This window comes from Streptomyces sp. NPDC046122, assembly GCF_056429965.1.
The window spans coordinates 19,612-42,648 of the sequence record NZ_JBWKLQ010000008.1 but is presented as its reverse complement, the minus strand read 5'-3'; the positions used below and the strand labels follow the sequence as shown (position 1 = coordinate 42,648).

29 protein-coding genes and 3 pseudogenes are annotated in these 23,037 nt (G+C 71.9%); 14 read left to right on the top strand and 18 right to left on the bottom strand.

The window, feature by feature from the left end:
* From AC07FK_RS21740 to AC07FK_RS21730, 3 genes are all read left to right on the top strand, one after another.
* A complete protein-coding gene (locus AC07FK_RS21740; protein WP_479106574.1) occupies positions 1-234 on the top strand; it encodes a chaplin in 234 nt (77 codons plus the stop codon).
* 149 nt (positions 235-383) lie between these two features.
* Positions 384-1,298 carry a chaplin gene (locus AC07FK_RS21735; RefSeq protein WP_479106573.1) on the top strand — a complete coding sequence of 305 codons (915 nt, stop codon included), beginning with the start codon at positions 384-386 and terminating at the stop codon, positions 1,296-1,298.
* Between the two features lie 256 nt (positions 1,299-1,554).
* On the top strand, positions 1,555-1,878 hold the full coding sequence (locus tag AC07FK_RS21730; protein WP_479106572.1) for a hypothetical protein: 324 nt from the start codon (positions 1,555-1,557) through the stop codon (positions 1,876-1,878).
* A gap of 191 nt (positions 1,879-2,069) precedes the next feature.
* Here the strand turns inward: AC07FK_RS21730 and AC07FK_RS21725 are convergent, their stop codons facing one another.
* Complete coding sequence (locus tag AC07FK_RS21725) at positions 2,070-2,465, bottom strand: rodlin (RefSeq protein ID WP_479106571.1); 396 nt, start codon at positions 2,463-2,465, stop codon at positions 2,070-2,072.
* 210 nt (positions 2,466-2,675) lie between these two features.
* On the opposite strand from AC07FK_RS21725, the gene AC07FK_RS21720 reads away from it, so the two are divergent.
* On the top strand, positions 2,676-3,071 hold the full coding sequence (locus AC07FK_RS21720) for a rodlin (RefSeq protein WP_479106570.1): 396 nt from the start codon (positions 2,676-2,678) through the stop codon (positions 3,069-3,071).
* Between the two features lie 185 nt (positions 3,072-3,256).
* On the opposite strand, the gene AC07FK_RS21715 is transcribed toward AC07FK_RS21720, so the two are convergent.
* Both AC07FK_RS21715 and AC07FK_RS21710 read right to left on the bottom strand, forming a co-directional pair.
* A complete protein-coding gene (locus tag AC07FK_RS21715) occupies positions 3,257-3,763 on the bottom strand; it encodes a DUF5949 family protein (RefSeq protein ID WP_479106569.1) in 507 nt (168 codons plus the stop codon).
* A gap of 82 nt (positions 3,764-3,845) precedes the next feature.
* Positions 3,846-4,241 carry an ArsR/SmtB family transcription factor gene (locus AC07FK_RS21710; protein ID WP_479106568.1) on the bottom strand — a complete coding sequence of 132 codons (396 nt, stop codon included), beginning with the start codon at positions 4,239-4,241 and terminating at the stop codon, positions 3,846-3,848.
* Between the two features lie 157 nt (positions 4,242-4,398).
* On the opposite strand from AC07FK_RS21710, the gene AC07FK_RS21705 reads away from it, so the two are divergent.
* The 4 genes and pseudogenes from AC07FK_RS21705 to AC07FK_RS21690 all read left to right on the top strand — a co-directional run bounded on the left by AC07FK_RS21705 (position 4,399) and on the right by AC07FK_RS21690 (position 7,131).
* On the top strand, positions 4,399-6,477 hold the full coding sequence (locus AC07FK_RS21705; protein ID WP_479106566.1) for an HAD-IC family P-type ATPase: 2,079 nt from the start codon (positions 4,399-4,401) through the stop codon (positions 6,475-6,477).
* Positions 6,474-6,650 (top strand): annotated as a pseudogene (locus tag AC07FK_RS21700) (terpene synthase family protein); the annotation flags it as partial. The gene AC07FK_RS21705 and the pseudogene AC07FK_RS21700, both read left to right, overlap by 4 nt.
* Positions 6,651-6,669: 19 nt before the next feature.
* Complete coding sequence (locus tag AC07FK_RS21695) at positions 6,670-6,906, top strand: terpene synthase family protein (RefSeq protein ID WP_479106565.1); 237 nt, start codon at positions 6,670-6,672, stop codon at positions 6,904-6,906.
* Between the two features lie 75 nt (positions 6,907-6,981).
* Entirely contained in the window at positions 6,982-7,131 is a 150-nt protein-coding gene (locus AC07FK_RS21690; protein ID WP_479106564.1) for a hypothetical protein, read from the top strand.
* Between the two features lie 40 nt (positions 7,132-7,171).
* On the opposite strand, the gene AC07FK_RS21685 is transcribed toward AC07FK_RS21690, so the two are convergent.
* Positions 7,172-7,780, bottom strand: a complete 609-nt coding sequence (locus AC07FK_RS21685; RefSeq protein ID WP_479106563.1) for a CAP domain-containing protein — start codon at positions 7,778-7,780, stop codon at positions 7,172-7,174.
* Between the two features lie 158 nt (positions 7,781-7,938).
* Here AC07FK_RS21685 and AC07FK_RS21680 point away from each other — a divergent pair, with 158 nt between their 5' ends.
* Entirely contained in the window at positions 7,939-8,166 is a 228-nt protein-coding gene (locus AC07FK_RS21680) for a hypothetical protein (RefSeq protein WP_479106562.1), read from the top strand.
* A gap of 52 nt (positions 8,167-8,218) precedes the next feature.
* Here AC07FK_RS21680 and AC07FK_RS21675 read toward each other — a convergent pair whose 3' ends face one another.
* From AC07FK_RS21675 to AC07FK_RS21655, 5 genes are all read right to left on the bottom strand, one after another.
* A complete protein-coding gene (locus AC07FK_RS21675; protein WP_479106561.1) occupies positions 8,219-8,908 on the bottom strand; it encodes an ABC transporter permease in 690 nt (229 codons plus the stop codon).
* Positions 8,893-9,066, bottom strand: coding sequence for an ATP-binding cassette domain-containing protein (locus tag AC07FK_RS21670; protein WP_479106560.1), 174 nt, complete (start codon positions 9,064-9,066; stop codon positions 8,893-8,895). Before AC07FK_RS21670 ends, AC07FK_RS21675 begins: the two co-directional genes overlap by 16 nt.
* A gap of 281 nt (positions 9,067-9,347) precedes the next feature.
* A complete protein-coding gene (locus AC07FK_RS21665) occupies positions 9,348-9,677 on the bottom strand; it encodes a hypothetical protein (protein ID WP_479106559.1) in 330 nt (109 codons plus the stop codon).
* A gap of 67 nt (positions 9,678-9,744) precedes the next feature.
* The gene (locus AC07FK_RS21660) at positions 9,745-10,146 is read right to left on the bottom strand and encodes an ATP-binding protein (protein ID WP_479106558.1); all 402 of its coding nucleotides are present in this window, start codon (positions 10,144-10,146) and stop codon (positions 9,745-9,747) included.
* A gap of 63 nt (positions 10,147-10,209) precedes the next feature.
* Positions 10,210-11,394: a SpoIIE family protein phosphatase gene (locus tag AC07FK_RS21655; RefSeq protein WP_479106557.1), complete on the bottom strand. Its 1,185-nt coding sequence runs from the start codon at positions 11,392-11,394 to the stop codon at positions 10,210-10,212.
* 260 nt (positions 11,395-11,654) lie between these two features.
* Between AC07FK_RS21655 and AC07FK_RS21650 the strand changes: the two genes are divergently transcribed.
* Positions 11,655-12,002, top strand: a complete 348-nt coding sequence (locus AC07FK_RS21650; protein WP_479106556.1) for an STAS domain-containing protein — start codon at positions 11,655-11,657, stop codon at positions 12,000-12,002.
* A gap of 52 nt (positions 12,003-12,054) precedes the next feature.
* On the opposite strand, the gene AC07FK_RS21645 is transcribed toward AC07FK_RS21650, so the two are convergent.
* Both AC07FK_RS21645 and AC07FK_RS21640 read right to left on the bottom strand, forming a co-directional pair.
* The gene (locus tag AC07FK_RS21645) at positions 12,055-12,558 is read right to left on the bottom strand and encodes a MarR family transcriptional regulator (RefSeq protein ID WP_479106555.1); all 504 of its coding nucleotides are present in this window, start codon (positions 12,556-12,558) and stop codon (positions 12,055-12,057) included.
* An 81-nt stretch (positions 12,559-12,639) separates the two neighbouring features.
* On the bottom strand, positions 12,640-13,503 hold the full coding sequence (locus AC07FK_RS21640; protein WP_479106554.1) for an RNA polymerase sigma factor SigF: 864 nt from the start codon (positions 13,501-13,503) through the stop codon (positions 12,640-12,642).
* A gap of 186 nt (positions 13,504-13,689) precedes the next feature.
* Between AC07FK_RS21640 and AC07FK_RS21635 the strand changes: the two genes are divergently transcribed.
* Entirely contained in the window at positions 13,690-14,325 is a 636-nt protein-coding gene (locus tag AC07FK_RS21635) for a hypothetical protein (protein WP_479106553.1), read from the top strand.
* 96 nt (positions 14,326-14,421) lie between these two features.
* Positions 14,422-14,970: a flavoprotein gene (locus tag AC07FK_RS21630; RefSeq protein ID WP_479106552.1), complete on the top strand. Its 549-nt coding sequence runs from the start codon at positions 14,422-14,424 to the stop codon at positions 14,968-14,970.
* A gap of 60 nt (positions 14,971-15,030) precedes the next feature.
* On the opposite strand, the gene AC07FK_RS21625 is transcribed toward AC07FK_RS21630, so the two are convergent.
* Together AC07FK_RS21625 and AC07FK_RS21620 are read right to left on the bottom strand one after the other, a co-directional pair.
* The gene (locus AC07FK_RS21625) at positions 15,031-16,092 is read right to left on the bottom strand and encodes a serine/threonine-protein kinase (RefSeq protein ID WP_479106788.1); all 1,062 of its coding nucleotides are present in this window, start codon (positions 16,090-16,092) and stop codon (positions 15,031-15,033) included.
* A 401-nt stretch (positions 16,093-16,493) separates the two neighbouring features.
* Positions 16,494-16,883, bottom strand: a pseudogene (locus AC07FK_RS21620) (hypothetical protein).
* Between the two features lie 229 nt (positions 16,884-17,112).
* Between AC07FK_RS21620 and AC07FK_RS21615 the strand changes: the two are divergent.
* Entirely contained in the window at positions 17,113-18,624 is a 1,512-nt protein-coding gene (locus tag AC07FK_RS21615; RefSeq protein WP_479106551.1) for an alpha/beta hydrolase, read from the top strand.
* A 72-nt stretch (positions 18,625-18,696) separates the two neighbouring features.
* On the opposite strand, the gene AC07FK_RS21610 is transcribed toward AC07FK_RS21615, so the two are convergent.
* From AC07FK_RS21610 to AC07FK_RS21600, 3 genes and pseudogenes are all read right to left on the bottom strand, one after another.
* Positions 18,697-19,437 carry a PP2C family protein-serine/threonine phosphatase gene (locus AC07FK_RS21610; protein ID WP_479106787.1) on the bottom strand — a complete coding sequence of 247 codons (741 nt, stop codon included), beginning with the start codon at positions 19,435-19,437 and terminating at the stop codon, positions 18,697-18,699.
* A gap of 90 nt (positions 19,438-19,527) precedes the next feature.
* A pseudogene (locus AC07FK_RS21605) lies at positions 19,528-19,728 on the bottom strand (class III lanthionine synthetase LanKC N-terminal domain-containing protein); the annotation flags it as partial.
* A gap of 149 nt (positions 19,729-19,877) precedes the next feature.
* Complete coding sequence (locus AC07FK_RS21600) at positions 19,878-20,642, bottom strand: DUF72 domain-containing protein (protein WP_479106550.1); 765 nt, start codon at positions 20,640-20,642, stop codon at positions 19,878-19,880.
* 195 nt (positions 20,643-20,837) lie between these two features.
* Between AC07FK_RS21600 and AC07FK_RS21595 the strand changes: the two genes are divergently transcribed.
* Complete coding sequence (locus AC07FK_RS21595; RefSeq protein WP_479106549.1) at positions 20,838-21,629, top strand: transglycosylase family protein; 792 nt, start codon at positions 20,838-20,840, stop codon at positions 21,627-21,629.
* A gap of 350 nt (positions 21,630-21,979) precedes the next feature.
* Here the strand turns inward: AC07FK_RS21595 and AC07FK_RS21590 are convergent, their stop codons facing one another.
* Both AC07FK_RS21590 and AC07FK_RS21585 read right to left on the bottom strand, forming a co-directional pair.
* A complete protein-coding gene (locus AC07FK_RS21590; protein WP_479106548.1) occupies positions 21,980-22,270 on the bottom strand; it encodes an antibiotic biosynthesis monooxygenase in 291 nt (96 codons plus the stop codon).
* A 150-nt stretch (positions 22,271-22,420) separates the two neighbouring features.
* Positions 22,421-23,017, bottom strand: coding sequence for a hypothetical protein (locus AC07FK_RS21585; protein ID WP_479106547.1), 597 nt, complete (start codon positions 23,015-23,017; stop codon positions 22,421-22,423).
* Positions 23,018-23,037 lie beyond the last annotated feature (20 nt).

The window sequence follows — 23,037 nt, the reverse complement described above, 5'->3', positions numbered from 1 at the left end:
GTGAAGTACATGAAGAGCGCCGCTTTCATCGCCGGCTCGCTCCTGGCCGCCGGTGTCGCCTCCCCGGCCATCGCCGACTCCGGGGCGAACAGTGTCGTCAAGGGCAACCCGGGCGTCATCTCCGGCAACAACGTGCAGGTTCCGATTCACGTCCCGGTGAACGTCTGCGGCAACACCGTGAACATCATCGCGCTCCTGAACCCGGCCTTCGGCAACACGTGCATCAACAAGTAGTTCCCCGTCCGAACCGCTAGATGTTCGGTCACGGTTGGCCCCCCAGTGCACGCCATGCGCTCGGGGGCCCACTGAACCTCCCTCATCGCGTGTGAGCAATCGGCTCCCCCGCAGGTAGAAAGACAGGGAACGGCAAAGTGCGACAGGTTTTGAGCAGAGGTGTGTTCGCCGCGGCGGCCGCCTCCGGGCTCCTCGCCATCTCCGGAGGCACCGCTCTGGCGGATTCCGGGGCCGAGGGGGACACCTCCAACTCGCCGGGCGTAGGGTCCGGCAACAACGTTCAGGCGCCTGTACACGTTCCGGTGAACGCGTGCGGCAACACCATCAACATCATCGCGCTCTTGAACCCGGCCTTCGGCAACGAGTGCGTCAACGGCGAGTCGAAGAAGCCGCACAAGCCGTCCAGGCCCGGCCACGGCGAGCCCGGCCACGGCGGCCCCGGCCACGGGAACCCCCCTGGTGAGGGTCACCCCGGTGGCGGTCACCCGGGCGGCGAGGGACCTGACGGCGGTCATCCCGGTGGCGGGCACCCCGGCGGCGACCACCCCGGTCACCCGGGCGGGCACCCGGGCAACGACCACCCCGGTCACCCCGGCGGCGACAACCCCGGTCACCCGGGCGGGCACCCGGGCAACGACCACCCCGGTCACCCCGGCGGCGACCACCCCGGTGAGGGTCACCCCGGTGGAGAGCCGCCGCGTCACGAGCCGCCCCACCAGGAGCAGCCCGGTGACGAGCCGTGCGAGGAGGAGCCCCCGGCCGAGGAGCCCCCGGGGCACACGCCGCCCGGTACTCCGCCCGCCGAGAAGCCCCCGGTCGAGAAGCCCCCGGTCGAGAAGCCCCCGGTCGAGGAACTGCCGGCCGAGGAGCCGTCCGTCAACAAGCCGCCCACGGCCGAGCCCCAGGCCCAGAAGCCGCCCACGCAGGTGCTTCCCGCCGCGCAGGAGGCCCCCAGCCTGGCCGCCACGGGTGCCGGTGAGCTCGGCGCCGCCGCGGCGCTCAGTGCCGCGCTGCTCGGCGGCGGTGTGCTGATGTTCCGCCGCAAGGCGTCCGCGCAGGTCTGACGCGGGACCTGGCGCACAGACCGCGCGCACGAATGGAGCGGGTTCTACGGAACCCGCTCCATTCGTGTGTCCGGGGGACATGCGGACGCATTGCCGTGTCCGCATCCGGGTGAATCGGCAAGAACGGCGTACGATGTCAGTTTCTCACCGTCCGGGCCTTCGTTAGTCCTGGTGTAAGTGACATGGAACAGCAGCGTCGGAATGTCACGGGATTCGTAGTTCGCGGATTACGCCAGCACGAAGAGGGATCACTGGAATGAAGTACATGAAGGCCGCCTCTACCATCGCCGCTTCGATGATGGCCGCGGGAGCGGCCGCGGCAGCCGCGTCTCCGGCCGCGGCCATGCCCGCCGAGTACCAGGCCATGAGCCTGAACGGCGGCGTGCAGCAGCTGACCGACGCCCTGAACAAGCACCAGCCCGTGGACTCCACCGTCCAGCCCCTTCTGCACGCCGCGACCGACACCGCGCAGGCCGTCAACGAGGCCAGGAACGGCGACCCGTCCAAGCTCATCGGCAACGCCCAGAAGACCGCCAAGACTGCCGGCCCGATGCTCGGCGGCATGCCCCTCCAGGGCTGAGAAGCCTCCGCGCCCTAGCGCGGCGCCGGAAGGCCGGTGCGTACACCTGTGGGTGTGTGCACCGGCCTTCCGGCGTGTACGGGGCCTTCGGGTGGTTCCGGGCCCGCGTCCGTGCCGACGGCTGGAGTGGGCGCAGCAGTGCGCCCCCGACCGCAGTCGGGGGCGCACTGTGGATCAGGCCGTGATCAGCGTCAGTCGTTCGACGCGCCGTTGCCCGCGATGGCGTTGTCCAGCAGGTGCGAGAGGGTCTCGTCGCCCTTGTTCTGGGTGGAGTTCTCGACGCACTGCTGCTCCTGCGGGTTGGACAGGATGTCCTGGACGCCGACGTTGACGAGGCCGACCACGTTCTGGATGTTCTTGATCGGGACGGCGAGACACAGCTTGTTGAACGAGCCCTGGATGATGGACAGCTGCGGGCTCTGCTTGCCCTTCGTGATGGAGTTGCCGTACTTCTGCACCGATCCGTTGCCGCTGGCGTTCGCGGTGGTGTGGTCGTCCACGGCGGCGATCGCCTGACCGGCTCCGGCAGCGCCGAACCCGACTACAGAGGCAGCGACCGCGGCCGTGGCCATCATCTTCTTGAGCATTTGGTTTCCTTGTTAGTCCGGTACTCAGGGTTCTGCGTCAGGCTCAACTTTCGTTAAGAGGATTGGTTGCGCCGATTCACTCGAATGGCAATTGCGGGCCTTGTGGCGCAATCCTGCACGGCCAAATGGGTGATGCAGGAGAACTAACCCATCGCTGCGGAGTTGGGCAGTGCGCCTCACCTCGGGGTACGACATGGAAAGAGGAAAACAGTGATCAAGAAGGTCATGGCTACCGCTGCCGTCGCCGTCTCCGTCATGGGCCTCGGTGCCGCGGCCGCCCCGCAGGCAATGGCGGCCGCTGACGACCAGGACGTCCGCACCGCGAGTGGCAACGGGTCGAAGCAGATCTACGGCAACTCCACCACGCACGGTGACATGAGCCCCCAGATGTCGCTCATCCAGGGCTCGTTCAACAAGCCGTGTGTCGCCGTCCCGATCAAGAACATCCAGAACGTCGTCGGCCTCATCAACGTCGGCGTCCAGGACATCCTGTCCAACCCGCAGAACCAGCAGTGCGTCGAGAACTCCACCCAGAACAAGGGTGACGAGACGCTGTCGCACGTCCTGGACAACCTGCTCGCCGCCAACGGCGCGGACAACAGCTGACGTTCGTCAGCCACGGCACGGATCACCGCGCTCCCTCCTGCGCGGTGGTCCGGGCCGGCACCCGACCGGAAGCGGGCGGAGACTCCAGCCACTCCTGTCCCCCCTGGTCACAGCCTTCAGGCCCTGCAGACGCATCCCGTCTGCAGGGCCTGAAGGCTGTGGGGGGGGGGCGATCGCCCGCCGGGTTACTTGCGCAGGGTGGTCACCGGGATCACGCAGTGCGCCGAGGCGGCCAGCACCTCCTCGTCGGCGACGAACGCCTTCAGGGCGTCCGCCTCGACGGGGACGCCGGGCTTGCCTTCCGGCCACGGGCGGGTGGTGAAGATGAGGTGCGCGTGCTTGCGCTTGAGGGCCGCGGCGGTCCACTCCTCCGGTACGAGGCTCTGGACCCGCAGGCTCGGCATCGTCAGGGAAATGCTGCCGCTCTCGACGAGCAGGCTGACCGGCTCCTTCGACTTGGAGCCGTCCGTGATGCCTTCGCCGACGGGGAGGCCGGTCTGCTCCAGAAGGTGGCGGACGGCCCGCTCGCCGGCTTCGGGGCCGGCCGAACCGTCACCGAGGGAGTACGCGAGCAGGAAGGCCATGTCGCGGCCGTCGTCAATGTTCTCGCCCGACCATGCGATTACCGAGATAGTGCCCAAGTGGCTTTGTTCGAAAGGTGTTTGAGCGTTCTGAGCAGTCTGTGAGGTCATACAGCGGGACCCTAATTGCCCACGGTGGGCATGCCGGGCCATAAGTCACCCGGTCGGGCTAACCGGATTTCCGCAGTACCCCTTACGAGGAAGGCTTCTCGTCGTCGTCGATATCGGGTCGTGCCGCCGGGGGAACGTCCCGTGTGCCGAGGCGCAAATGCTCGATGTGATAAACGGCTTCATCGAGAAGTTGGGCGACGTGATTGTCGTACAGGCTGTAGACAATGCGACGGCCCTGCCGGACGCCCGTGACGAGACTCAGCGCGCGCAGCAGGCGGAGTTGGTGGGAGACCGCCGACTGTTCCATGTGGACGGCTTCGGCCAGTTCCGTCACTCCGCACGGGCTCTGGCGGAGGCGGGTCAGGATCATCAGCCGGGACGGGGTGGCCAGGGCCTGGAGGGTGGCGGCGATGGTGGCGGCGGCGTCCGCGTCGAGATGACCCGTGGGTGTGGCGCGTTCGTCGACTCCGTGTCCCATGCGGCCATCGTATCGGGGGCGGTCTGAGTAACGACTGAAGAGCTCTTCATGTGTTCCGCTATGGTGGGACTCGGGCAGGGCGCGCTGTGGCGCTGTGCTGTGACCTGCCGACCCGGATCCCGTCGGCCGGGACCGCCCGATCGAGAGGTGTTCCGTCATGGCTGCTCCGCTGCTCGACGACCGGTCCGAAGCGCGGCAGTCCGCCGTGCCGGCGCCGGCCGGCCGTACGCGCTTGCTCGCGCTGCCGGAGGTGCGGTGGGCGGGGCTGTCCGCCCTCGCCTTCCTGCTGGCCTTTCCGTTGGATCTGGCGGGGGCGCCGGCGTGGGTCTGGGGGCCGCTCTACGCGGTCTGTTACGTCGCGGGCGGGTGGGAGCCGGGGTGGGCCGGGCTGACGGCGCTCAAGGAGCGAAGCCTCGACGTCGACCTGCTGATGGTCGTGGCCGCGGTGGGGGCGGCGGCGATCGGGCAGTTCCTCGACGGGGGGCTGCTCGTCGTGATCTTCGCGGTGTCCGGGGCGCTGGAGGCGCTGGCCACCCGGCGTACCGCCGACTCGGTGCGGGGGTTGCTGGACCTGGCTCCGGCCACGGCGGTCCGGGTGGGGCGCGCGGGTGCGGAAGTGGCCGGCGAGGAGGTGGTGGGGGTCGCCTCGCTGCGGGTCGGGGACTTGGTGCTCGTACGGCCGGGGGAGCGGCTGCCGGCCGACGGGACGGTGGTGGAGGGCGCCGGTGAGGTGGACCAGGCGACCGTCACCGGGGAGCCGCTGCCGGTGCACAGGGAGCCGGGGGACGAGGTGTTCGCCGGCACACTCAACGGGACGGGGGCGCTGACGGTCCGGGTCGACAAGGACGCGTCCGAGTCGGTCATCGCACGCATCGTGGAGATGGTCGAGGAGGCGAGCGGGACGAAGGCGCCGACGCAGTTGTTCGTCGAGAAGGTCGAGCAGCGGTACTCGGTGGGTGTCGTGGTGGCCACGCTGGCGCTGTTCGCCGTTCCGCTGCTGCTGGGGGCCGACTTCACCGAGACGCTGCTGCGGGCCATGACGTTCATGATCGTCGCCTCGCCGTGTGCGGTGGTGCTGGCGACCATGCCGCCGTTGCTGTCCGCGATCGCCAACGCGGGGCGGCACGGGGTGCTGGTCAAATCCGCCGTGGTCATGGAGCGGCTGGGCGGGGTCACGCGGGTGGCGCTGGACAAGACCGGGACGTTGACGGAGGGGGCGCCGCGGGTGGCGGAGGTGCGGGTGGTTGGGGCGGGGGTCGGTGCGGGTGCGGGTGGTGAGGTCTGTGCGGGTGCGGGTGCGGGTGCGGGTGCGGGTGCGGGTGCGGGGGTGGTCGTGAGCGGTGGTGGGTGTGGGGCTGGGGAGGTGCTGGCTCTGGCCGCCGCTGCCGAGCATCCGAGTGAGCATCCGCTCGCGCGGGCCGTCGTGGCTCTGGCCGAGGAGCGCGGGCTGCCAGTCGGTACGGCCGAGGACTTTTCCTCGGAGCCGGGGCGCGGGGTCCGGGCCGTCGTCGACGGGCGGGTGGTGCGGGTGGGGCGGCCGGTGGGGGTGGCCGGCGGGGACGCGGCCGGAGGGGACGCGGCGTCGGCGGCTGTGGACGAGGTGGAAGGGGCGGGGCGTACCGCCGTGGTGGTGTGGGTCGACGGGGCGCCGGTGGGGGTGCTCGGGTTCGAGGACCGGGTGCGGGCGGGGGCCGGGGAGGCGGTCGCGGCGCTCGGGCGGCTCACCGGTGCCGCGCCGGTGCTGCTGACCGGGGACAATGTGCGCGCCGCCGAGCGGCTCGCCGGCGGGGTCGGCATCACGGAGGTGCGGGCGGGGCTGTTGCCGCAGGACAAGGTGGCCGCCGTACGGGAGTGGGAGGCGGCGGGGGAGAAGGTGCTGGTCGTCGGGGACGGGGTCAACGACGCGCCGGCGCTGGCCGCGGCGCACAGTGGCATCGCCATGGGGAGGGCCGGATCGGATCTGGCGCTGGAGACGGCCGACGCGGTTGTGGTGCGGGACGAGTTGGCCGCGGTGCCGGCGGTGGTGGCGCTGTCGCGGCGGGCTCGGCGGCTGGTCGTGCAGAACCTTGTGATCGCGTCCGTGTGCATCGGGGTGCTGGTGGTGTGGGATCTCGCGGGGCATTTGCCGTTGCCGCTGGGGGTGGCGGGGCATGAGGGGTCGACGGTGCTGGTGGGGTTGAACGGCTTGCGGCTGCTTCGGGAGTCGGCTTGGCGGGGGGCTGTGCGGGACGCGTGAGTGGCCGTTGGTGGTTCGCCACCGCTCATCGTGCCTGGCTGTCCGGTGTGACGTGGCAGATCGGCAACGCGGCCCGCGGGCACATGCCGGATCTGGACGAGTTCCTCGCGATGCGGCTGCTGTCGTGCGGCGGCGAGCCGACGTTCGCGATGCTGGAACTGGCCACGGGCGTGGAGGTGCCCCGGCCGCGAGATGCACCGGCCGGTGGTCCGGGCGCTGACGGAGATGGCCATGCTGCTCGCGGCACTGGACAACGACCGGCATTCGCTGCGCAAGGAGCTGTCCCGGGGGCACACCGACCAGAACGTCTACACGGTCCTGATGCGGCATCAGGACCTGTCGCTCAGGGAGGCCGTGGACGCGGCGACACGGCTGCGCGACCGGGTGACGCTCCGCTTCCTCGACGTGTACGAGCAGGTCCGCCCGTAGGCCGGCGCGGAGCTGAACCACTACCTGCGGGGACTGTGGTACGGCGTACGGGGCAACGCCGCGTGGGGTCTGCGGGTGCCGCGCTACCTCAGTCTGGGGCACGTCCCCGGCGGCCTGGACGATACTCCGCTGGAGTGGGCGGAGCGGCCGGCGGACGACAACCGCTCGCCGCTGCGGATCCCTTCCGCGGCGTGGTGGTGGGACGAGGACCTGCTGCGCCGGTGAGCGGCGGCCGAGCCCCCGTCACGGCCGCCGCACCGCCGGCTCAGCGCGGGCCGGCCAGCAGGAGCGTCCACCATCCCTGGCCGCCGCGGCGGCTCACTCCGACGCCCACGTGCCGGTAGGCGCAGGTGAGCATCACGGCGCGGTGCTTCGGGCTCTGCTTCCAGCGGCGCAGGGCCGATGCCGGGTCCGGTTCGGCGCGGGCGAGGTTCTCGGCCACTCGACGCCACCGGTAGCCCTCGTCCGAGAGCCGGTCGCCCGGCGTGGAAGCGTGCGCTCCGGTGTGCGAGAGGGCCCCGGCGCGTGCCATGTAGGCGCTGTGCCGTTGAGCGGCTCTCGTCAGGGCGCGGTGCGACCGTACGGGTCGGCAGCCGTGGCGGGCCCGCTCGCGGTTGAGAAGGCGGACCATGCCCTTCCGGGCCTTCTGCACGGAGGCGGAAGGACGCTCCTCGAGCCCGGACGGCTTGCGGGGCGGGCGCTGTTCGTGTCCCGCGGAGGGGCGCCACGTCGCCTGCCAGACGTCGGGGAGCGGCGGCAGGGCGTGGATGTGGAAGTCGTGCACGGGGGGCTTGGGCCACGCGAAGTGCGGCGGCTTGGGGGGCGGATCCGCGCTCGCGGGCGCGGCCGTGACAGGGGCCGCGACAACGGCCATCGAAAGCAGGATCAACGTCAGTTTCCGGCGCACCCGCTGCTCTTTCTTTTCTCGTCCGGCGACATGGGTAAGCAATTGTTCTTTGGCGATTATTCCGCCCTTCACCTTAGAGGAAATGGGGGGAGGAATCCGTTTCCATTTCCGGGAGTGGGATGGACGTGAGGCTGGAATTCTTCCGCCGTACCGCGGCCGTATGCGCCGTCGCCGTCGCACTGGTCGCCGGCGGGTTCGCGTCCACCGCGTCCGCCGCTCCCGCCGCCGTGTCCGAGGCCCTCGATCCGTACCCGCCGGGCGTTGGCCCGCTGCGTTTCGGACCGTTCGTCTTCCCGAGCAACGGGCAGGTCAGCGGTGGCTTCGCCTGGAACACGTCGAACCGCCCGCTGTAGCGGCGCACCCAGGGGTGGGGCGTCACCGGCCCCCGGTGGCGCCCCACCCCTGTCATCGCTTCAGGGTGGCCGCGCTGGCGACCAGCACCGCCACGACGCAGACCAGGATCAGCAGCGCGTCCCGCACGAACACCCCCGTGACGCCGGTGTGCTGAGCGGCTTCCCCCGCCGCCTGCACGGCGTATGTCATCGGCATCACCTTGGCCGGCGCCGCCAGTGAGCCGTGCATCTCGTCGCGGGGCACGAACAGCCCGCAGACGAGGAACTGGGGAAGCACACCGGCCGGCAGGGACTGCAGGGCCTGGAACTCGTTGCGCGCGAACGCGCTCACCGGCAGGCCGAGGGCCAGCCCGAGCAGCGCCCCCAGCATGGCGATGACCAACAGCAGGTAGGCGGGCCCCTTGATCTCCAGGCCCAGCGGGCCGACCGCGAGGAGCGTGGAGAGGACGGCCTGGAGCAGGGCGAGGAAGGTGAAGGCCAGGGTGATAGCCGAGGACGATGTCCAGCCGCTGCACGGCAGTGTGAGCAGCCGTTCGGCCGTCCCGGAGGTGCGTCGGTCGCACCGGTCGGCCTCGTCCGTGACGTGGCTCGACACGAGCAGGGCCGTCCCGTCGTCGGCCAGCCCCCGGAAGACCGTCCACAGCTCCCTGTGCACCCCGGCGTCCTCGCGGCGCCAGCCGCGCATGCCCAGTGCGGCGGAGAAGTAGCGCAGGTTCTCCAGGACCGTCAGGTCGGCGTACACGGAGGGGCCTGGGTGACGTAGCCGACGTGCGAGCTGAGGGCGGCGGACCCGGCGGGGTGGCCGAGGACCTGTACGTGGCCCGACGTGCTCTTCTGGATGCCGACGACGGAACGCAGGAGCGTGGTCTTGCCGCAGCCGCTCGGTCCGAGCAGCCCCACGATCGATCCCCTGGGCACCGTGAAACTGATGTCGTCGAAAATGACCCGGTTTCCGAGTGCGGCGCACAGACCGTGCACATTGATGGCGGGGGGACCGAAGACCGATGGCCTTTTTGTCTGAATGTCGTCCTGCTTCAAGATTCGCGTCCCGTGATAGATGCTGCGCGTCGGTTCGTCGAAATGGCGCAGGCACCACCGACCGAAACGGCGAAAGGCCCCGGGCGGTTACGCCGAATGCTGAAAACGCTGACGCGCAATTCGCGGGGGGCTGTTTTCCGGTGTCAGTGGTCGCGGTCTGTCAGCAGCGGTGCGATGTCGTGCAGTTGCCGGTAGACGGAGGGCACGGGCTCGGCCCGCGCCAGCGCCCGCATCGCGGAAGTGATCTGCCGCCTGGCCTCCAGATCCGTCGCCTGCCGGCCGCCGGCGCGCTCGATCAGATCGGTGGCCAGGACGACGTCGGCTCCGCTCAGCGGCTGTGGACGGCTGTAGAGCTGCGCCAGTCGCCGGCCGGCCGGGCCTTCGTCCGCCAGCGCGACGGTGACGGGAGCGGGAGAGACGAGCAGGCCGTTGAGCACCCGCTCAGTGACCGGCGCGCGGGATCGGGAGATCACTGGAAGAGATGATGCGGTGGCCAATTACCTATGGTCGGAGGGTCTGACGTATCGCTCGCTTCCGCCGTCAGAGGCTGAGGGCCGCGCAGATTTTCTTGCCCCCTCCGGGGGCCGGGCTGACCGTGACGAAACGGGCCAGGAAGTTCACCAGGGTCAGGCCGTAGCCGCCCTCATAGCCGGTGATGTCCGGGTGGCGGGGCCGCGGGCGGGCGGGGCTCGGGTCCTGCACGGTGATCTCCACCGTGTGGCGGTCCGCGGTCAGGCGCAGCCCCGTGATGCCGCCCGCGTGCCGCAGCGCGTTGGTGACCAGCTCGGAGACGACCAGCACCACGTTCTCGGCGGCCTCCTCGGTGGGCGCCGGGGCGAGGTCGGACAGGAACGCGCGAGCGGTGTCGCGCGCCTCGGCCGCCGTGTCCGGCAGCGTGGTCCTCTCGGCGACGCCGGTACTGGCCGTCTGCGTGCGGTTCATGTCGTTCACCCCCGTGTGGATGGAAGGTCCTGATCAGGTGACCCCGGGGCTCCTGCCCCGCTTCTACCGCGGGCTAACTTCGCGCGTCGCCCGGCCGAACCAGTCCAGGCAGACGACGAGGGCGTCGTCGGCGACGTCCGTGTCACGGTACGAGGCGAGCTCCTGGAGCACCGCACGGGGCACCGCGGCGGCGGGCAGGAGGCTCGCGGCCTGAATGGCGCGCGCCAGCGCGCGTTCCCCGTAGACCTCGCCTGCCCGTGTCGCCGCGGCGTACACCCCGTCGCTGACGAACACCAGCCGGTCGCCGGGGAGCGCGCGGAACTCCTGCGCGACGTACGCCGTCTCCTCGAACATGCCGAGCGGCAGCTGCGCCTCGAAGGGGACGCGCTCGACGGTCTTGTTCCGCTGGCGCCACAGCTGCGGGGACCCGGCGTCGACGACCTTGGCGTGACCGGTGGACAGCTCGAACGAGAGCAGGAGCGTCGAGACGTACGCCTCGCCGTGGTGCTGACCGTAGATGGCCTGGTCCGCGAGGGCGGCCTGGTCGGCGATGCCGATGCCGGCCCGGCGGGCGTTGCGCAGCGCGTTGACGGCCAGGTTGGTGAGGAGGGAAGCCTGGATTCCCTCGCCCATCCCGTTCGTGACGGTGAGGGTGAGGGTCTCGGCCGTGGTGGCCCAGTCGAAGTTGTCGCCGTGGATGGCGTACGCGGGTTCCAGCTGGGCGCCGATGGCGTACTCCTGGCGGGAACAGGCGCTGCCGGGGAGCAACTGCCACTGCATCTCGGCGGCGAGGGTGAGGCGGCTGACCCGGCGGGCCTGGAGGTACACGTCGGTGTCGCGCTCGGCAACGATGATCTCGTGGCCGAGGAGTTCGGCGAGCTCCGCGAGTTCCTCGGTGGACTGGGGCGTGCATCTGTGTTTGGGCAGGCGCACGGTGAGGATGCCGAGTCTGTCCCCGCGGACGGTGACCGGCAGGTGCAGGTCGACGGCATCGTCCCGGCCCACGTACTGCCCGTACGGCTTCTGGCTGCCGAAGGCCCGGCCCTCGGGGCTGGAATGGACCGGCAGGGCCCGTGCGGTGTGGGGCATGGCGGTGACCGGCTGGAGGACCGTGAGGCTGTAGTCGGCCATCAGCAGGTCGACTTCGGTGGCTTCGTAGTGCTCGACCAGCGCGGCACGTGCCGTTTCGAGGAGGGCGTGCGGTGCGGCGGTGCGCACGGCACGCTCCACGGCCAGGAAATGCGTCACGGTCGGCGGTCCTCTGTGTCGGTCGGTCGGGCGGATCGGGCATATCGATGCGGATCGGGATAAGGCGGGCCGGAATGCGGAGGTGTCAGGGGCGTTGGCGACGGTGCAGCGTAACGGCATTGGGGAGATTTGGTGACCATACTGTTGACAAAGGTCGAGTGTTGCCAAGCGGCAACTATTAGCCCTAGGGTGAATCCTGCCGCACCATCGGGGCAGATGCGTCGGCTCAGCTGGCCGCTGCCACACCTGAGGGGCCAGTTGTGCACACTCGCAGCACCGAACAGCGCATGCTCCTCGACACCCACCGGTCGGAGCGGGCCGTCGTGCTCGCGCTGCGCGGTGAGGTGGATCTGGAGTCGGTCGAACCTCTTCGGTTGGCACTGCACCGCGAGGCCAGCCGGGGGAGATCGCCGGTGGTGATCGATTTGTCGGCGGTGACGTTCGCCGACACGGGCATGATCAATGTGCTGCTCGCGCTGCGCCCGGTGCTCGGGGGCCGCCTGCGCCTCGCCGCGCCGTCGGCGCTCGTGACGAGGCTGCTGGGAGTGCTGGGTCTGGACGACGTCTTCACCGTCCGCGACAGCCGCGCGGCGGCGATGGCCGCCTAGTCAGGACGTCGCGGGGGACGGTGGCCCGCCAGGCGCGGGGACGGTGGGCCGCTCAGGCCGGGCGTACCGCCCGCACCGGGGAGTCTTCCTCGGCGTCACCGCCGTGGACCACCGCGGCGGCGGCCGCCCGGAACGCGGCGAGGCCCGCGGCCAGCCGCGTCAGGTCTTCGGGAGCCATCGTCTCGAGGACGGGGGCGAGTTCCAGCAGCTGGCACTCCCGTACTTCGTCGAGCAGGGCGCGTCCCGGTCGGCTCAGGTGCAGCTCCACCTCGCGGCGGCTGGCCGGACTGAGGCGGCGCTCCATCAGGCCGGCCGCCTCCAGGCGGTCGCACAGCCGGCTCGTGGCGGGCGGACTCGATCCGAGCGTCTCGCCCAGGGACCGCAGATTGCCGCCCTCAAAACGCTCGATGACCAGCAGCGCGCGGAGCTGCGACGGCGAGACGGGCCCGGACGGGGCCCTGAGCTGCGCCCTGCCCCACAGGACGTCGAGCAGATCCGTCACCTCGGACGCGGTGTACGCCGGGTCCGGTGAGCGCGACGGTGGTCTGGGGGGCACCGTTCCACTCTGCCACCCCTTGGGCGGCGCTGTCAGTACGGGCCGGGACCTCATGCGCTCGGCCGCCGTGACCTGCGGCCGTCAGCGCTCGCCGGCCAGCATCCCGTTGCGCAGTTGCTTCAGTACGCGCGACAGGAGCCGGGAAACCTGCATCTGGGAGACGCCGAGCTCGGCGCCGATCTGTGCCTGCGTCATCTCCTGGCCGAAGCGCATCTCGACGATGCGGCGGTCGCGCGCGTCGAGACGCTCCAGGAGCGGGGCCAGGGTGTGCAGGTCCTCCACGCTCTCCATGGCCGGGTCCAGGTCGCCGAGCCGGTCGGCGAAGGTGCGGCTGTTGGCGTCGCCGCCCTCACCGCTGTCGTTCGGTGCGTCGAGGGAGCCGGCGGTGTAGCCGTTGGCGGCCACCAGGCCCTCGATGATCTCTTCCTCGGACAGGCTCAGGTGCTCGGCCAGCTCCGGCACGGTGGGGTCGCGGTCCAGGCGCAGGGAGAGCTCCTCCTTGGCCTTCGCGAGGTCGACCCGCAGCTCCTGGAGCCGCCGGGGAACGTGAACGGCCCAGCTGGTGTCGCGGAAGAACCGCTTGATCTCACCGACGATGTACGGCACGGCGAAGGTGGCGAAGCCCACCTCGCGGCTGAGGTCGAACCGGTCGATGGCCTTGATCAGACCGATGGTGCCGACCTGGATGATGTCCTCCATGTCGCCGCTGCCCCGGTTGCGGAAGCGGTTGGCGGCGTACCGCACGAGGGACAGGTTCATCTCGATGAGGGTGTTGCGCGCGTACTGGTACTCGTGCGTGCCCTCTTCGAGGACCTGGAGCTGGTCGAAGAACAGCTGCGACAGCTCGCGGGCGTCCTTGGGCGCGATCTTGCCCGCGTCCTCGATCCAGGGCAGCTCCCCGATCGTCTCCGCGTCGGCAACGGTCTGCGTGGACACGGTCGTCATGGTCGCCGTCCTGTTCATCGTCCTGCCCCTCCCGGTGGTTCGGTTCCCCTCAGAAGGCGCTCCTGCCCCCGAATCCCGATCCTATGCATTATTACTGTGCGCGTTTACGCGGGCCAGAAGTGGTAACACTCCGTGACTAACAGCGGAATCCTCGTACGAGGAAGCCCCCAAGAAAGGTGGGAACTCATGTCTACGGGCGCTGTGGTCCTTCTGGGTGTGGTGGCCGCGATCATCACGGCACTCCTGCTGGCCCGGCCGGTCGCGCAGGCGGGCCCCGACGATCTGCGCCGCAGGTTCGGGCCGGAGTTCGACGAGACGGCCGCACGGCACGGCGGTGACGTCGACGCGGCCGAGCGCGATCTGAGCGAGCGGCTGCGGCGGTACGGCGGGCTGCGCGTCAGGAGCCTGACACTGGAGGCGCGTGAGCGGTACGCCGCGCGGTGGGCCGGGCTGCAGGAGCAGTTCGTCGACGCGCCGGGGACGGTTGTGGCGCAGGCCGACCAGTTGATGAGCGACTTGGCGCGCGACCGCGGTTTCCCGACGGAGTCGCTCCAGCGGCAGTACGAGGCGCTGTCCGTGCACTGCCCCCACGAGGCGGGAGCCCGCCGCCTGCTCCAGGAGGCCGCCGAGCGCGCGGCGGCGGGTGACACGGACACCGAGGCGATGCGCCAGGCGCTGCTCGCGGGCCGCGCCCTGTTCGCCGAGCTGATCCGGACCCGCCCGCACGACGAGGGCGCCCGCCGGACCAACGCCCTCCAGCGCCTCCCTCGCCGGCCCCGGCTGCCCGCCCAGCGGGTCGCGGCGCACCACCACGCGGACTGAGGCGCCGGCGCGCGGCGGGACACGCCCCCGCCGGACGTACGGCGGGGGTGGCCTGATCCACTGGGGTGCTGACACAGTCGTCGAACGGGGTGTGGTGTGACCCAGCGGGCCAAGCCTTTTCTGTACGTCGTGGTCTGCGCGGCGGGGGTCGCCGACGGCGTGGGGCGGCTCGTCGCCGCCGCGCAGGAGCGGGGGTGGGAGGTCGGCGTGATCGCCACGCCCCAAGGGCTAGGGTTCGTCGACCAGGAGGCGCTGGAGACGCTGACCGGGCGGCCCGTGCGGTCGGCGTGGCGGTCGCCCGGGGATCCGCGGCCCTTTCCCGCGCCGGACGCCGTCGCGGTCGCTCCCGCCACCTTCAACACCGTCAACAAGTGGGCCGCGGGCATCGCTGACACCCTCGCCGTGGCCACCCTGTGCGAGGCGTACGGCGCGGGCGTGCCCACCGCCGTGCTGCCCTCGGTGAACCCGGAGCTGGCCGCCCACCCCGCGTACCGGCAGAGCGTCGAGCGGCTGCGGGGGATGGGCGTGCTGGTGGGGGGAGGCACCGGGCCGTTCCGGTGGGAGGAGGCGCTGGAGCTGCTCGCCGGCGCCGCGCCGACGGGTGGGGTGGCGGTCGCTCAGCGGTCGCCGGGCGAGGGCGACTAGCCCTGCGCCGCCTCAGCGCGCCGGCGGCGCACCGCTTCAGTGCGGCCTCGGCGCACCGCCTCAGCGCGGCGTCTCGGTTGTGGCCGAGGGGCCGGGGTCCGGGGTGTCGGCGGAGCTGGGCTCGGGGGAGAGCCACGCCATGCCGATGAGCACCGCCACCACGAAGGCGATCGCTCCGGCGATCGCGCTCGCCACGCGCGGGCGGCGGCGTACGAACTTCCGGGTGCTCGGACGCTGCACCGGCGGCGCGGCGCGGCGCCGGGACGCCGGGCGCGCGGCGCCCGTGGAGGGCAGCGAGTACGTCGTCGTGGCCGGGGTCGGCGGATCGTTCGCCGGGAGCGGCGCGGGCAGCGGCGCGGGGTGGCCGCGCCAGGAGTCCTGGCGGAACCAGTCGGCGGCCTGCTGGGCCGTCGGACGCTCCTCCGGCTGCTTGGCGAGCAGCCCCAGCAGGTAAGCCTCGAACGGTCCTGGCACGTCGACGCCGAGCCGGCGCGGCGGCACGGGCGCGGCGTCCACGTGCTGGTACAGGGTGCCGGTCGCGGTGTCGGCCTGGAACGGCGGCCGTCCGGCGAGGAGTTGGTAGAGAACGCAGCCGAGCGAGTACATGTCGGACGCCGGGCCGGCGGGTCTCCCCAGTGCGCGCTCCGGAGCCAGGTAGAGGCTGGTGCCCACGATCTGCCCGGCGGTGGTCAGCGCCGTGGCGGGATCGTCGACGAACTGGGCTATGCCGAAGTCCGCGATCTTCACCGTGCCGTCGTGACTGGTCATCAGGTTGCCGGGCTTGATGTCCCGGTGCACGACGCCCTGACGGTGTGCGGCGGCCAGGCCGGCGGCCGCCTGGGCGGCGATCCCGGCGACCTGTTCGGCGGGCAGCGCGCCCACGGAGAGCAGGGTCTGCGCCAGGCTCGTCCCCTCGACGAGTTCCATGACGAGGTAGAAGCGGTCCTCCCACGCCCCGAAGTCGAACACCGCCACGAGGTGCGGATGGCTCAGCCGGGCGGCGGTCTGCGCCTCCAGCCGGAACCGGGCGGCGGCCGACGCGTCGGCCCCGTTGCCGAGCAGCAGCTTGACGGCGACCGGCCGGCCCAGCACCTCGTCCGTTGCCCGCCAGACCTCTCCCATCCCGCCCCGCCCGATGGGTGTGTCCAGCCGGTATCTGTCCGCCACCAGCACTTGCGCACCAACCCCGATTCACTGTGACAATCTCAAGGCTGCTGAACCTACTTCACCCCGTTGTCACGCCTTCGGGTGAGGGCTGGAGTTACGTACGGCGGGGTGTTCCGCCAGTGCCTGCGAGCCGGTGGGAGGAGCCCGCCGCGGGCCGGTGACGGCCCGTTGGTTCCCGCGCCGACCGTCCCGCCGTGCCCTCAGACGATCTTACGGCGACGCTGCGCCGGTCCGGCGCCCTGCTGACCGCCCTCATGCCGATGACCGGCCGCCTCCCGCTCTCGGCCGGTACTCGCCCGGTGTGATCTGCGAGCGCCCGACCCGGGCCGGTTCCCGAGCGCCCGACCCCCGGCCGGTCAGGCGAACAGGAAGGCGGCCGACGTGGCCGCGCCCAGGGCCGCTCCGGCCGCCGTCTGCGCGGTGGTGTGGTAGCGCAGCGCGACACGGGACCAGCAGACGGCGGCGGTCACCGCGTAGGCGAGCGGCCACCAGCGGGAGTGCACGACGGCGAGCAGGTCGACGACGGCCTCCCACTCGATGCACCCGGCGGGGACGATGCCCGCGCACACCGCGCCCAGCAGGCCCTACGGCAGCCCGTTCCAGTCACCGGCGGCGGCGAGCCCGACGCCGAGCATGCCCGCGAGCAGGACATTGCGCGGCTGCAGCGCGTCGGTGACGACCCGGGCCGCCCTCGCCCCGGTGGCGGGCGGCATGGGGGCGGTGGTGGGGGAGGTCGGGGTGGGCATGTGGTCTCTCCTGCGGATGCGCGGGGCGTGCGGGCGATGCGGCTGATGCGGGTGTGGCGTGCGTGGCGCCGTAGAACCGTAGACGGACCGCCGTCCGGTGTGCCGCCGGCTTCCGGACGGGTGCGTGGGCGGGGGTGGCGGGCCGGGTGGGTCTCGCGGGGGCTGTCCCCACCACCGGTGTCCTGCCTGCCGCATGGGCACCGTCCGTCCGCTCAACCACCCTTGTCACATGACGACTTGCTCCAGCAGGGCCACCAGAACGCTCCTCCTCGCACTCTCGGCCGCGGCCGTCGCGTCCACCCTGACCGCGGTTCCGGCCACGGCTGCCGCCGCCTCCCCCGGAGCGCCCGCCCTCGTCTGGGAACCCTGCGCCCGTGAGGGCGGGCCCACCGGTCAGGAGTGCGCCCACCTGCCCGTACCGCTCGACTACCGCGACCCCGACGGCCGGCAGCTCACCCTCGCTGTGACCCGCCTGCGCGGCGACCGGCCGCAGGCGCGGCGCGGGACGCTGCTGATGATCCCCGGCGGACCGGGCGGTTCGGGGGTGCGGCGGCTGACGCAGAAGGGGGCGGCGCTGCGGGAGGCGACGAAGGGCGCGTACGACATCGTCGCCTTCGACCCGCGCGGCGTCGGCATGAGCACCCGGGCGAACTGCGGCCTGGACGCGGACGACCGCCACATGGTGACACTCCGCCCCTGGCCGGGCCCGAACGGCGAGACCGCTGAGAACCTCACCCGCGCGCGCCGCGTCGCCGACGCGTGCGACCGCAACGGCGGCGACGCACTGCGCAGTTTCACGACGGCGAACGAGGTACGGGACATCGACCGCTTCCGGCAGGCTCTGGGCGAGGAGAAGCTGTCGGCCTGGGCCGTTTCGTACGGGACGTACGTGGGGGCCGTGTACGCCCAGAAGTACCCGCGGCACACCGACCGCTGGGTGCTGGACAGCAGCGGGGACCCGGACCCGGCCCGGGTCGCACGGGGCTGGCTGGCGAACATGTCCCCGGGGGTCGACCTCGCCTTCCCGGACTTCGCGGCCTGGGCCGCGGACCCGGCGCGGGAGCCCGGGCTGCGGCTGGCGCACAGACCGCAGGACGTACGCCCGCTGGTGCTCGCACTGGCGGCGAAACTGGACCGGGAGCCCCGGGCGTCGGACCGGCCGGGTACGCCGCTGACGGGCAACCGGCTGCGGCAGGCCCTGCAGAACGCGCTGACCAGCGCCGACGCGTACCCGCAGCTGGCCACTCTCCTCAAGCAGGCGATGGACCCCGACGCGCGGGTCGTCCTGACCCCGGACATCGCGACGGCGATGTCGGACGAGGACGCGGCGGTGACGGTCGGGGTGATCTGCAACGACGTGCGGTGGCCGCGGCCCGCCCCGGCGTCGTACGAACGGGCCGTCGCCGCCGACCGGGCGCGGTATCCGCTCACGGCCGGGATGCCGGTGAACGTCACCCCGTGCTCCTTCTGGAAGGACGCGCCGGTGGACAAGCCCACCCGGATCACCGACCGGGGCCCCTCCAACATCCTGATGATCCAGAGCCTGCGCGACGCCGCCACCCCGTACTCCGGCGCGCTGGAGATGCGCCGGGCCCTCGGTGACCGGGCCCGCCTCGTCACGGTGGAGCGCGGCGGCCACGGCGTCTACCTGGCCAACGGCAACGCGTGCGGCGACCGGGAGGTCAGCGGGTTCCTCACGACGGGGGAGCGTCCGGCGCGCGACACGTACTGCGCCGGCTGAGGGGCGGCGGGCCGGGCTCGTGAGCGGGAGAACGGGCCGGACGGCGGTCGCGGCGGGCCGGAGGCCGGTCCGTCACCCGCCGACGCGCACCGTCGCGAACGTGATGTTGTCGGGGCCGCCCGCCTCGATGGCCCCCTTCCACAGCTCGAAGGCGGCCCGGGCGCCGTCGTGCTCGCCCAGGACCCCGGCGATCTCCTCGTCCGGGCACGGGTCGGTCAGCCCGTCCGTGCACACGAGGTAGCGGTCGCCCGCCGCCAGCGCGCGGCTGGTCACGTGGGGCGTGACGGGGCTGAAGACGGGGCTTCCGCCGAGCGTCTGGGTGACGGCCGACGTGGTGCGGCGCCCGGGCGGCGGCAGGGGGCTGTCATCGACGCTCACCTGCCTGAACCCGTGCGGGGCCGCGTCGAACACCTTGCTGTCGCCCACGTTGAAGACCAGCACCGAATCCGCCAGGACGACGACGCCCGCGACCGTGGTGCCCATGGTGACCAGGTCCGGATCGCCGTCGGCGGCGGAGTACACCACCCGGTTGCACACCGCCAGGGCCTCACGGACGGCCTCTTCGCCGTCCATGGCCGTGCCCAGCGCGGAGAGTTGCCGTACGACCAGCGAACTGGCCACCTCACCGGCGGGCTGCCCGCCGAGCCCGTCGGCGACGGCGACGACGAGCGGTGTGCCGAGGGGGAAGACGAGCGTCTGGGGATTCTCGGTCACGGTGCCGCACAGCGTCCACGGCCCGGCGACGAGGCTGTCCTCGTTGTGCTCGCGAATCAGTCCGGCATGGCTCAGGGCGGTCACAGCTGTGTACGGCACCGGAGATCCCGCCTCTCCGCGTTGGAAGGCACGTCCGTCCCCACCATTGTCCCGCGGTACGGCCCTGCCGGGGCCTGGGGGACACGCGGACACGTGGATCTTCCAGCCCTGCGCCGGCATCTTCACGCCGTCGGGCCGGCAGACCACCCAGTCGCCCAGCTCCGCACGGGTCCACGTGTCCGGCACCGGGCCGCGCGCGGCACGGAAGCCGCCGCTCGCGTCCCGGTCGTGCGTGGGCGCGTCGTAGAAGTACGGGTCGACGAGGCAGTACACCTCATACCGCTTGTCCATGAGGTCTTCCGGTCCGCACATCAGCCGGGTCGCCATCGACGATCCCGGAGCCCTCCCGCCCCCAACACCGGCGAATGTCATGGGATGCCCGTGGAAACGACGCCCCCGACCCATGACGTCCGCACACCCCGGGCGGCCCGGACCCCTCTCTACAACAGGGGCGTACGGCTCACCGTCCGCCCCAGCGCGGCCGCCTCCCGCGCGAACCGCGCGGCGTCCACGACGGCCGCGCCGCCCGGATCGTTGTTGAAGTACACGAACACGTCGTCCTCGTCGGTCCAGGCGTCGGCCACGCGCCGCGCCCAGGACTTCAGCGCCTGGCGCCCGTAGCGCGGCGGCGGCTCGGCGGTGCCGCCGTGGAACCGTACGTACCCCCACGACGCGGTCCGCCAGAGCGGCGTCACCGGGCGCGAGCCGCGATCCGCCCAGCACAGGGTGCTGCCGTGCCGCTCCAGCACCTCCCGCAGCTCCCGCTCCTCCTCCCACCACGAGGTGTGCCGCAGCTCGACGGCCACCCGGACCGAGGCGGGGAAACACCGCAGGCAGGCGTCCAACGCCCCGGTGTCCGCACGGAAGTTGGGCGGCAGTTGCAGGAGTACGGGCCCCATCCGGTCGCCGAGACCGACGGTACGGTCCATCAGCCGGCTCACCGGCTCCTGCGGGTCGCGCAGCCGCTTCAGGTGCGTCAGGTAGCGGCTGGCCTTGACCGCCATGACGAACCCCTCGGGGGTCCGCTCCCGCCAGGAGGCGAAGGTCTCGGTGGTGGGGAGCCGGTAGAAGGCGTTGTTGTTCTCGACCGTGGCGAAGTGGCGGACGTACTCCTCCAGCCAGAGCCGCTGGGGCTGCTCCGACGGGTACAGACCGCCGCGCCAGTCCTTGTACTGCCATCCCGAGGTTCCGACGAGCATGGGCATGCTCCGATCCCTGCCCGGATTCCGCGCGCCCGCCACGGTGCGGCCCCGGGACCGGCCTCCAAGCGGGTGAAAGCGCGGCAGGTCGTCGTCGGCGTACGTACGGAAAAGCGTACTGGCGGGTTATCTGTTGCTTGCCCACCGGCCGTGACGCCACCGCGTCACGGCGCTGCCGGAGTCAGCGGAGGAGAAACCCGGATGTCGCCTTCCCCCTTTTCCAAGCGGTCCGTCCAGACGGTCATGTCTCTGCTGCTGGTACTCCTGAGCGCCCTGGGCCTCGCGGGCCAGAGCACCGCCAGTGCCGCGCCCCGTTCGGTCGCCCCGCAGGCCGCCCCGCAGTCGGGCGTCCCGCACACGGCCCTCCCGCTGCCGGCCCTTCCGCAGTCCGCGCCGGCCCGGCCCGACTGGGAGAGCATCGCCGCCTGCGAGAGCAACGGCCGCTGGAACATCAACACGGGGAACGGGTACTACGGCGGGCTCCAGTTCTCACCCTCAACCTGGCGCGCGTACGGCGGTCACCATTACGCACCGCGCGCCGACCTCGCCACCCGCTCCGAACAGATCGCCGTAGCCACCCGCGTCGCCCAGGGCCAGGGTCTCGGCGCCTGGCCCAACTGCGGTCGGCGCCACGGTGCGAGCGGAACCGGCAGCAGCGGGACGGTCGCCGGGAACAGTGGTTCGGACGCGACCGCCGCGCAGCCGCAGCGTCAGTTCCGCCTCCAGGCGCAGCCGCAGCCCCAGGCCCAGCCGCAGGTGCGACCGCAGCGCCAGACGCAGGCCCCGGCCGCCGTCGCCGCGCCTTCGCGCGGTTCCCACGAAACCATCGGCTCGCAGACCTACGTCGTACAACCCGGTGACTGCCTCTCCGTCATCGCGGACCGCGCCGACGTCCGGGGCGGCACGCAGGCCCTGTACGAGATGAACCGCCACCAGCTCGACGAGGGCCCGGACCGCATCTACCCCGGCCAGCGTCTGCGACTGCACGCATGAGGCGCGGGACGCGATCGCGCGTGTGCGACAGCCGGAGCAACGGGAGCGGCCGAAGCAACCGAAGCAGCGGACGCGACGGATACAGCCGCAGCAGCCGACGCAACGGATACAGCCGAAGCAGCCGACACAGCGGAAACGTCTACGCCGCGGGACGACTGAGGGTCCACCCCGTACAGCAGCACCACCAACCGCGACACCAGGTACGCACGGCCGGCACCACGACGAGCGCCGCCGCACGATTCCCCCGCCACCGCGTCCAAGCCCGACTGCTGCGGCGAACACCACACTTCGAGTACGCCGCACGTCCCGAGGAACGGATCCGCAGCGTCCCGGCGCCGACAGGAGACGTCCTACGGAATCGTCAGCTCACCGCCCCGGTAGTAGCCCTCGCTCTCCTCGACGACGTACGGAGCCATCGCATCCCGCCGCTGCGTCTCGGCATCGGAGGTACGCCAGGAATCACACGCCTGCCTGGACTCCCAGAACGACACCCCGGTGACCTCCTCCCCGTCCTCCGACCAGTACGCGAAAGCCCTGCGCATGCCGTCCGGATGCGCGCTCGGGCGCCAGGCCCGCTCGAAGTCCTCCAGGGTGCCCGGCCTGACGCGGCGCGTCGTCACCCAGACGAAGTGCTCGTCCATCGTGGCCTCCTCCGGAGCGCCGGTTCGGTTCGGTCGCGCTCTCTCCGACCACCGTAGGCGCGCCACGCGGCCACCGCTCTTCGGCGGCCCCGGCCACGGGCGTGTCCGCTGTGCCCGCTGTGCTGGCTGTCCGCTGTGCCGGCTCACGATTCAGGCGCTGTCCTCCACGATCGCCCACGACGGGCGGCTGGGCACGGGAGGCCGGTGGTGTCGCGGGCGCGTCGTACCGCTGTCACCTGCCCTGCTGGTGCTGGTGCTGGTGCTGGTGCTGGTGCTTGTGCTGCTGGTGCTGCTGGTGCTGCTGGTGCCGGTGAGCGGGGCGGCGGGTGCGGACAGAGGGCCGAGGGCCGGCCACGGGCGCGAGGCGGCGGGCGCACGCAGCGGGGCCAGGCGGGAGATCTCCTCGTGGGACAGGCCGAGCAGCCGGCCGGCGTCGTTCTGGCTGACGTGCAGGTCGTCGACCAGGGTCCGTGCCGCGTGGGCGAGGGCCCGCAGCCCGGCGCGACTGCCAGCGGCCGGGTGGGTCCGGGCCTCCCGTACGCCGTGCAGCAGGGACGCGAACTCGGGAACCACCAGCTCCACGTCGACGGCGTCCGGCCGGACGCCGTGCACCCGGGCGATGGCGTCGCGCGCCAGCGTCTCGGCCTCGTCGAGGGTGCGGCACTGCGTGTGGACGGCGGCCTGCGGGATGTCGACCGCCCACCAGCGGCCGATTCTGTGCAACCGGGCCTGGTAGCCAGTGCTCACGGGGATCGGCCTCCTTGGGG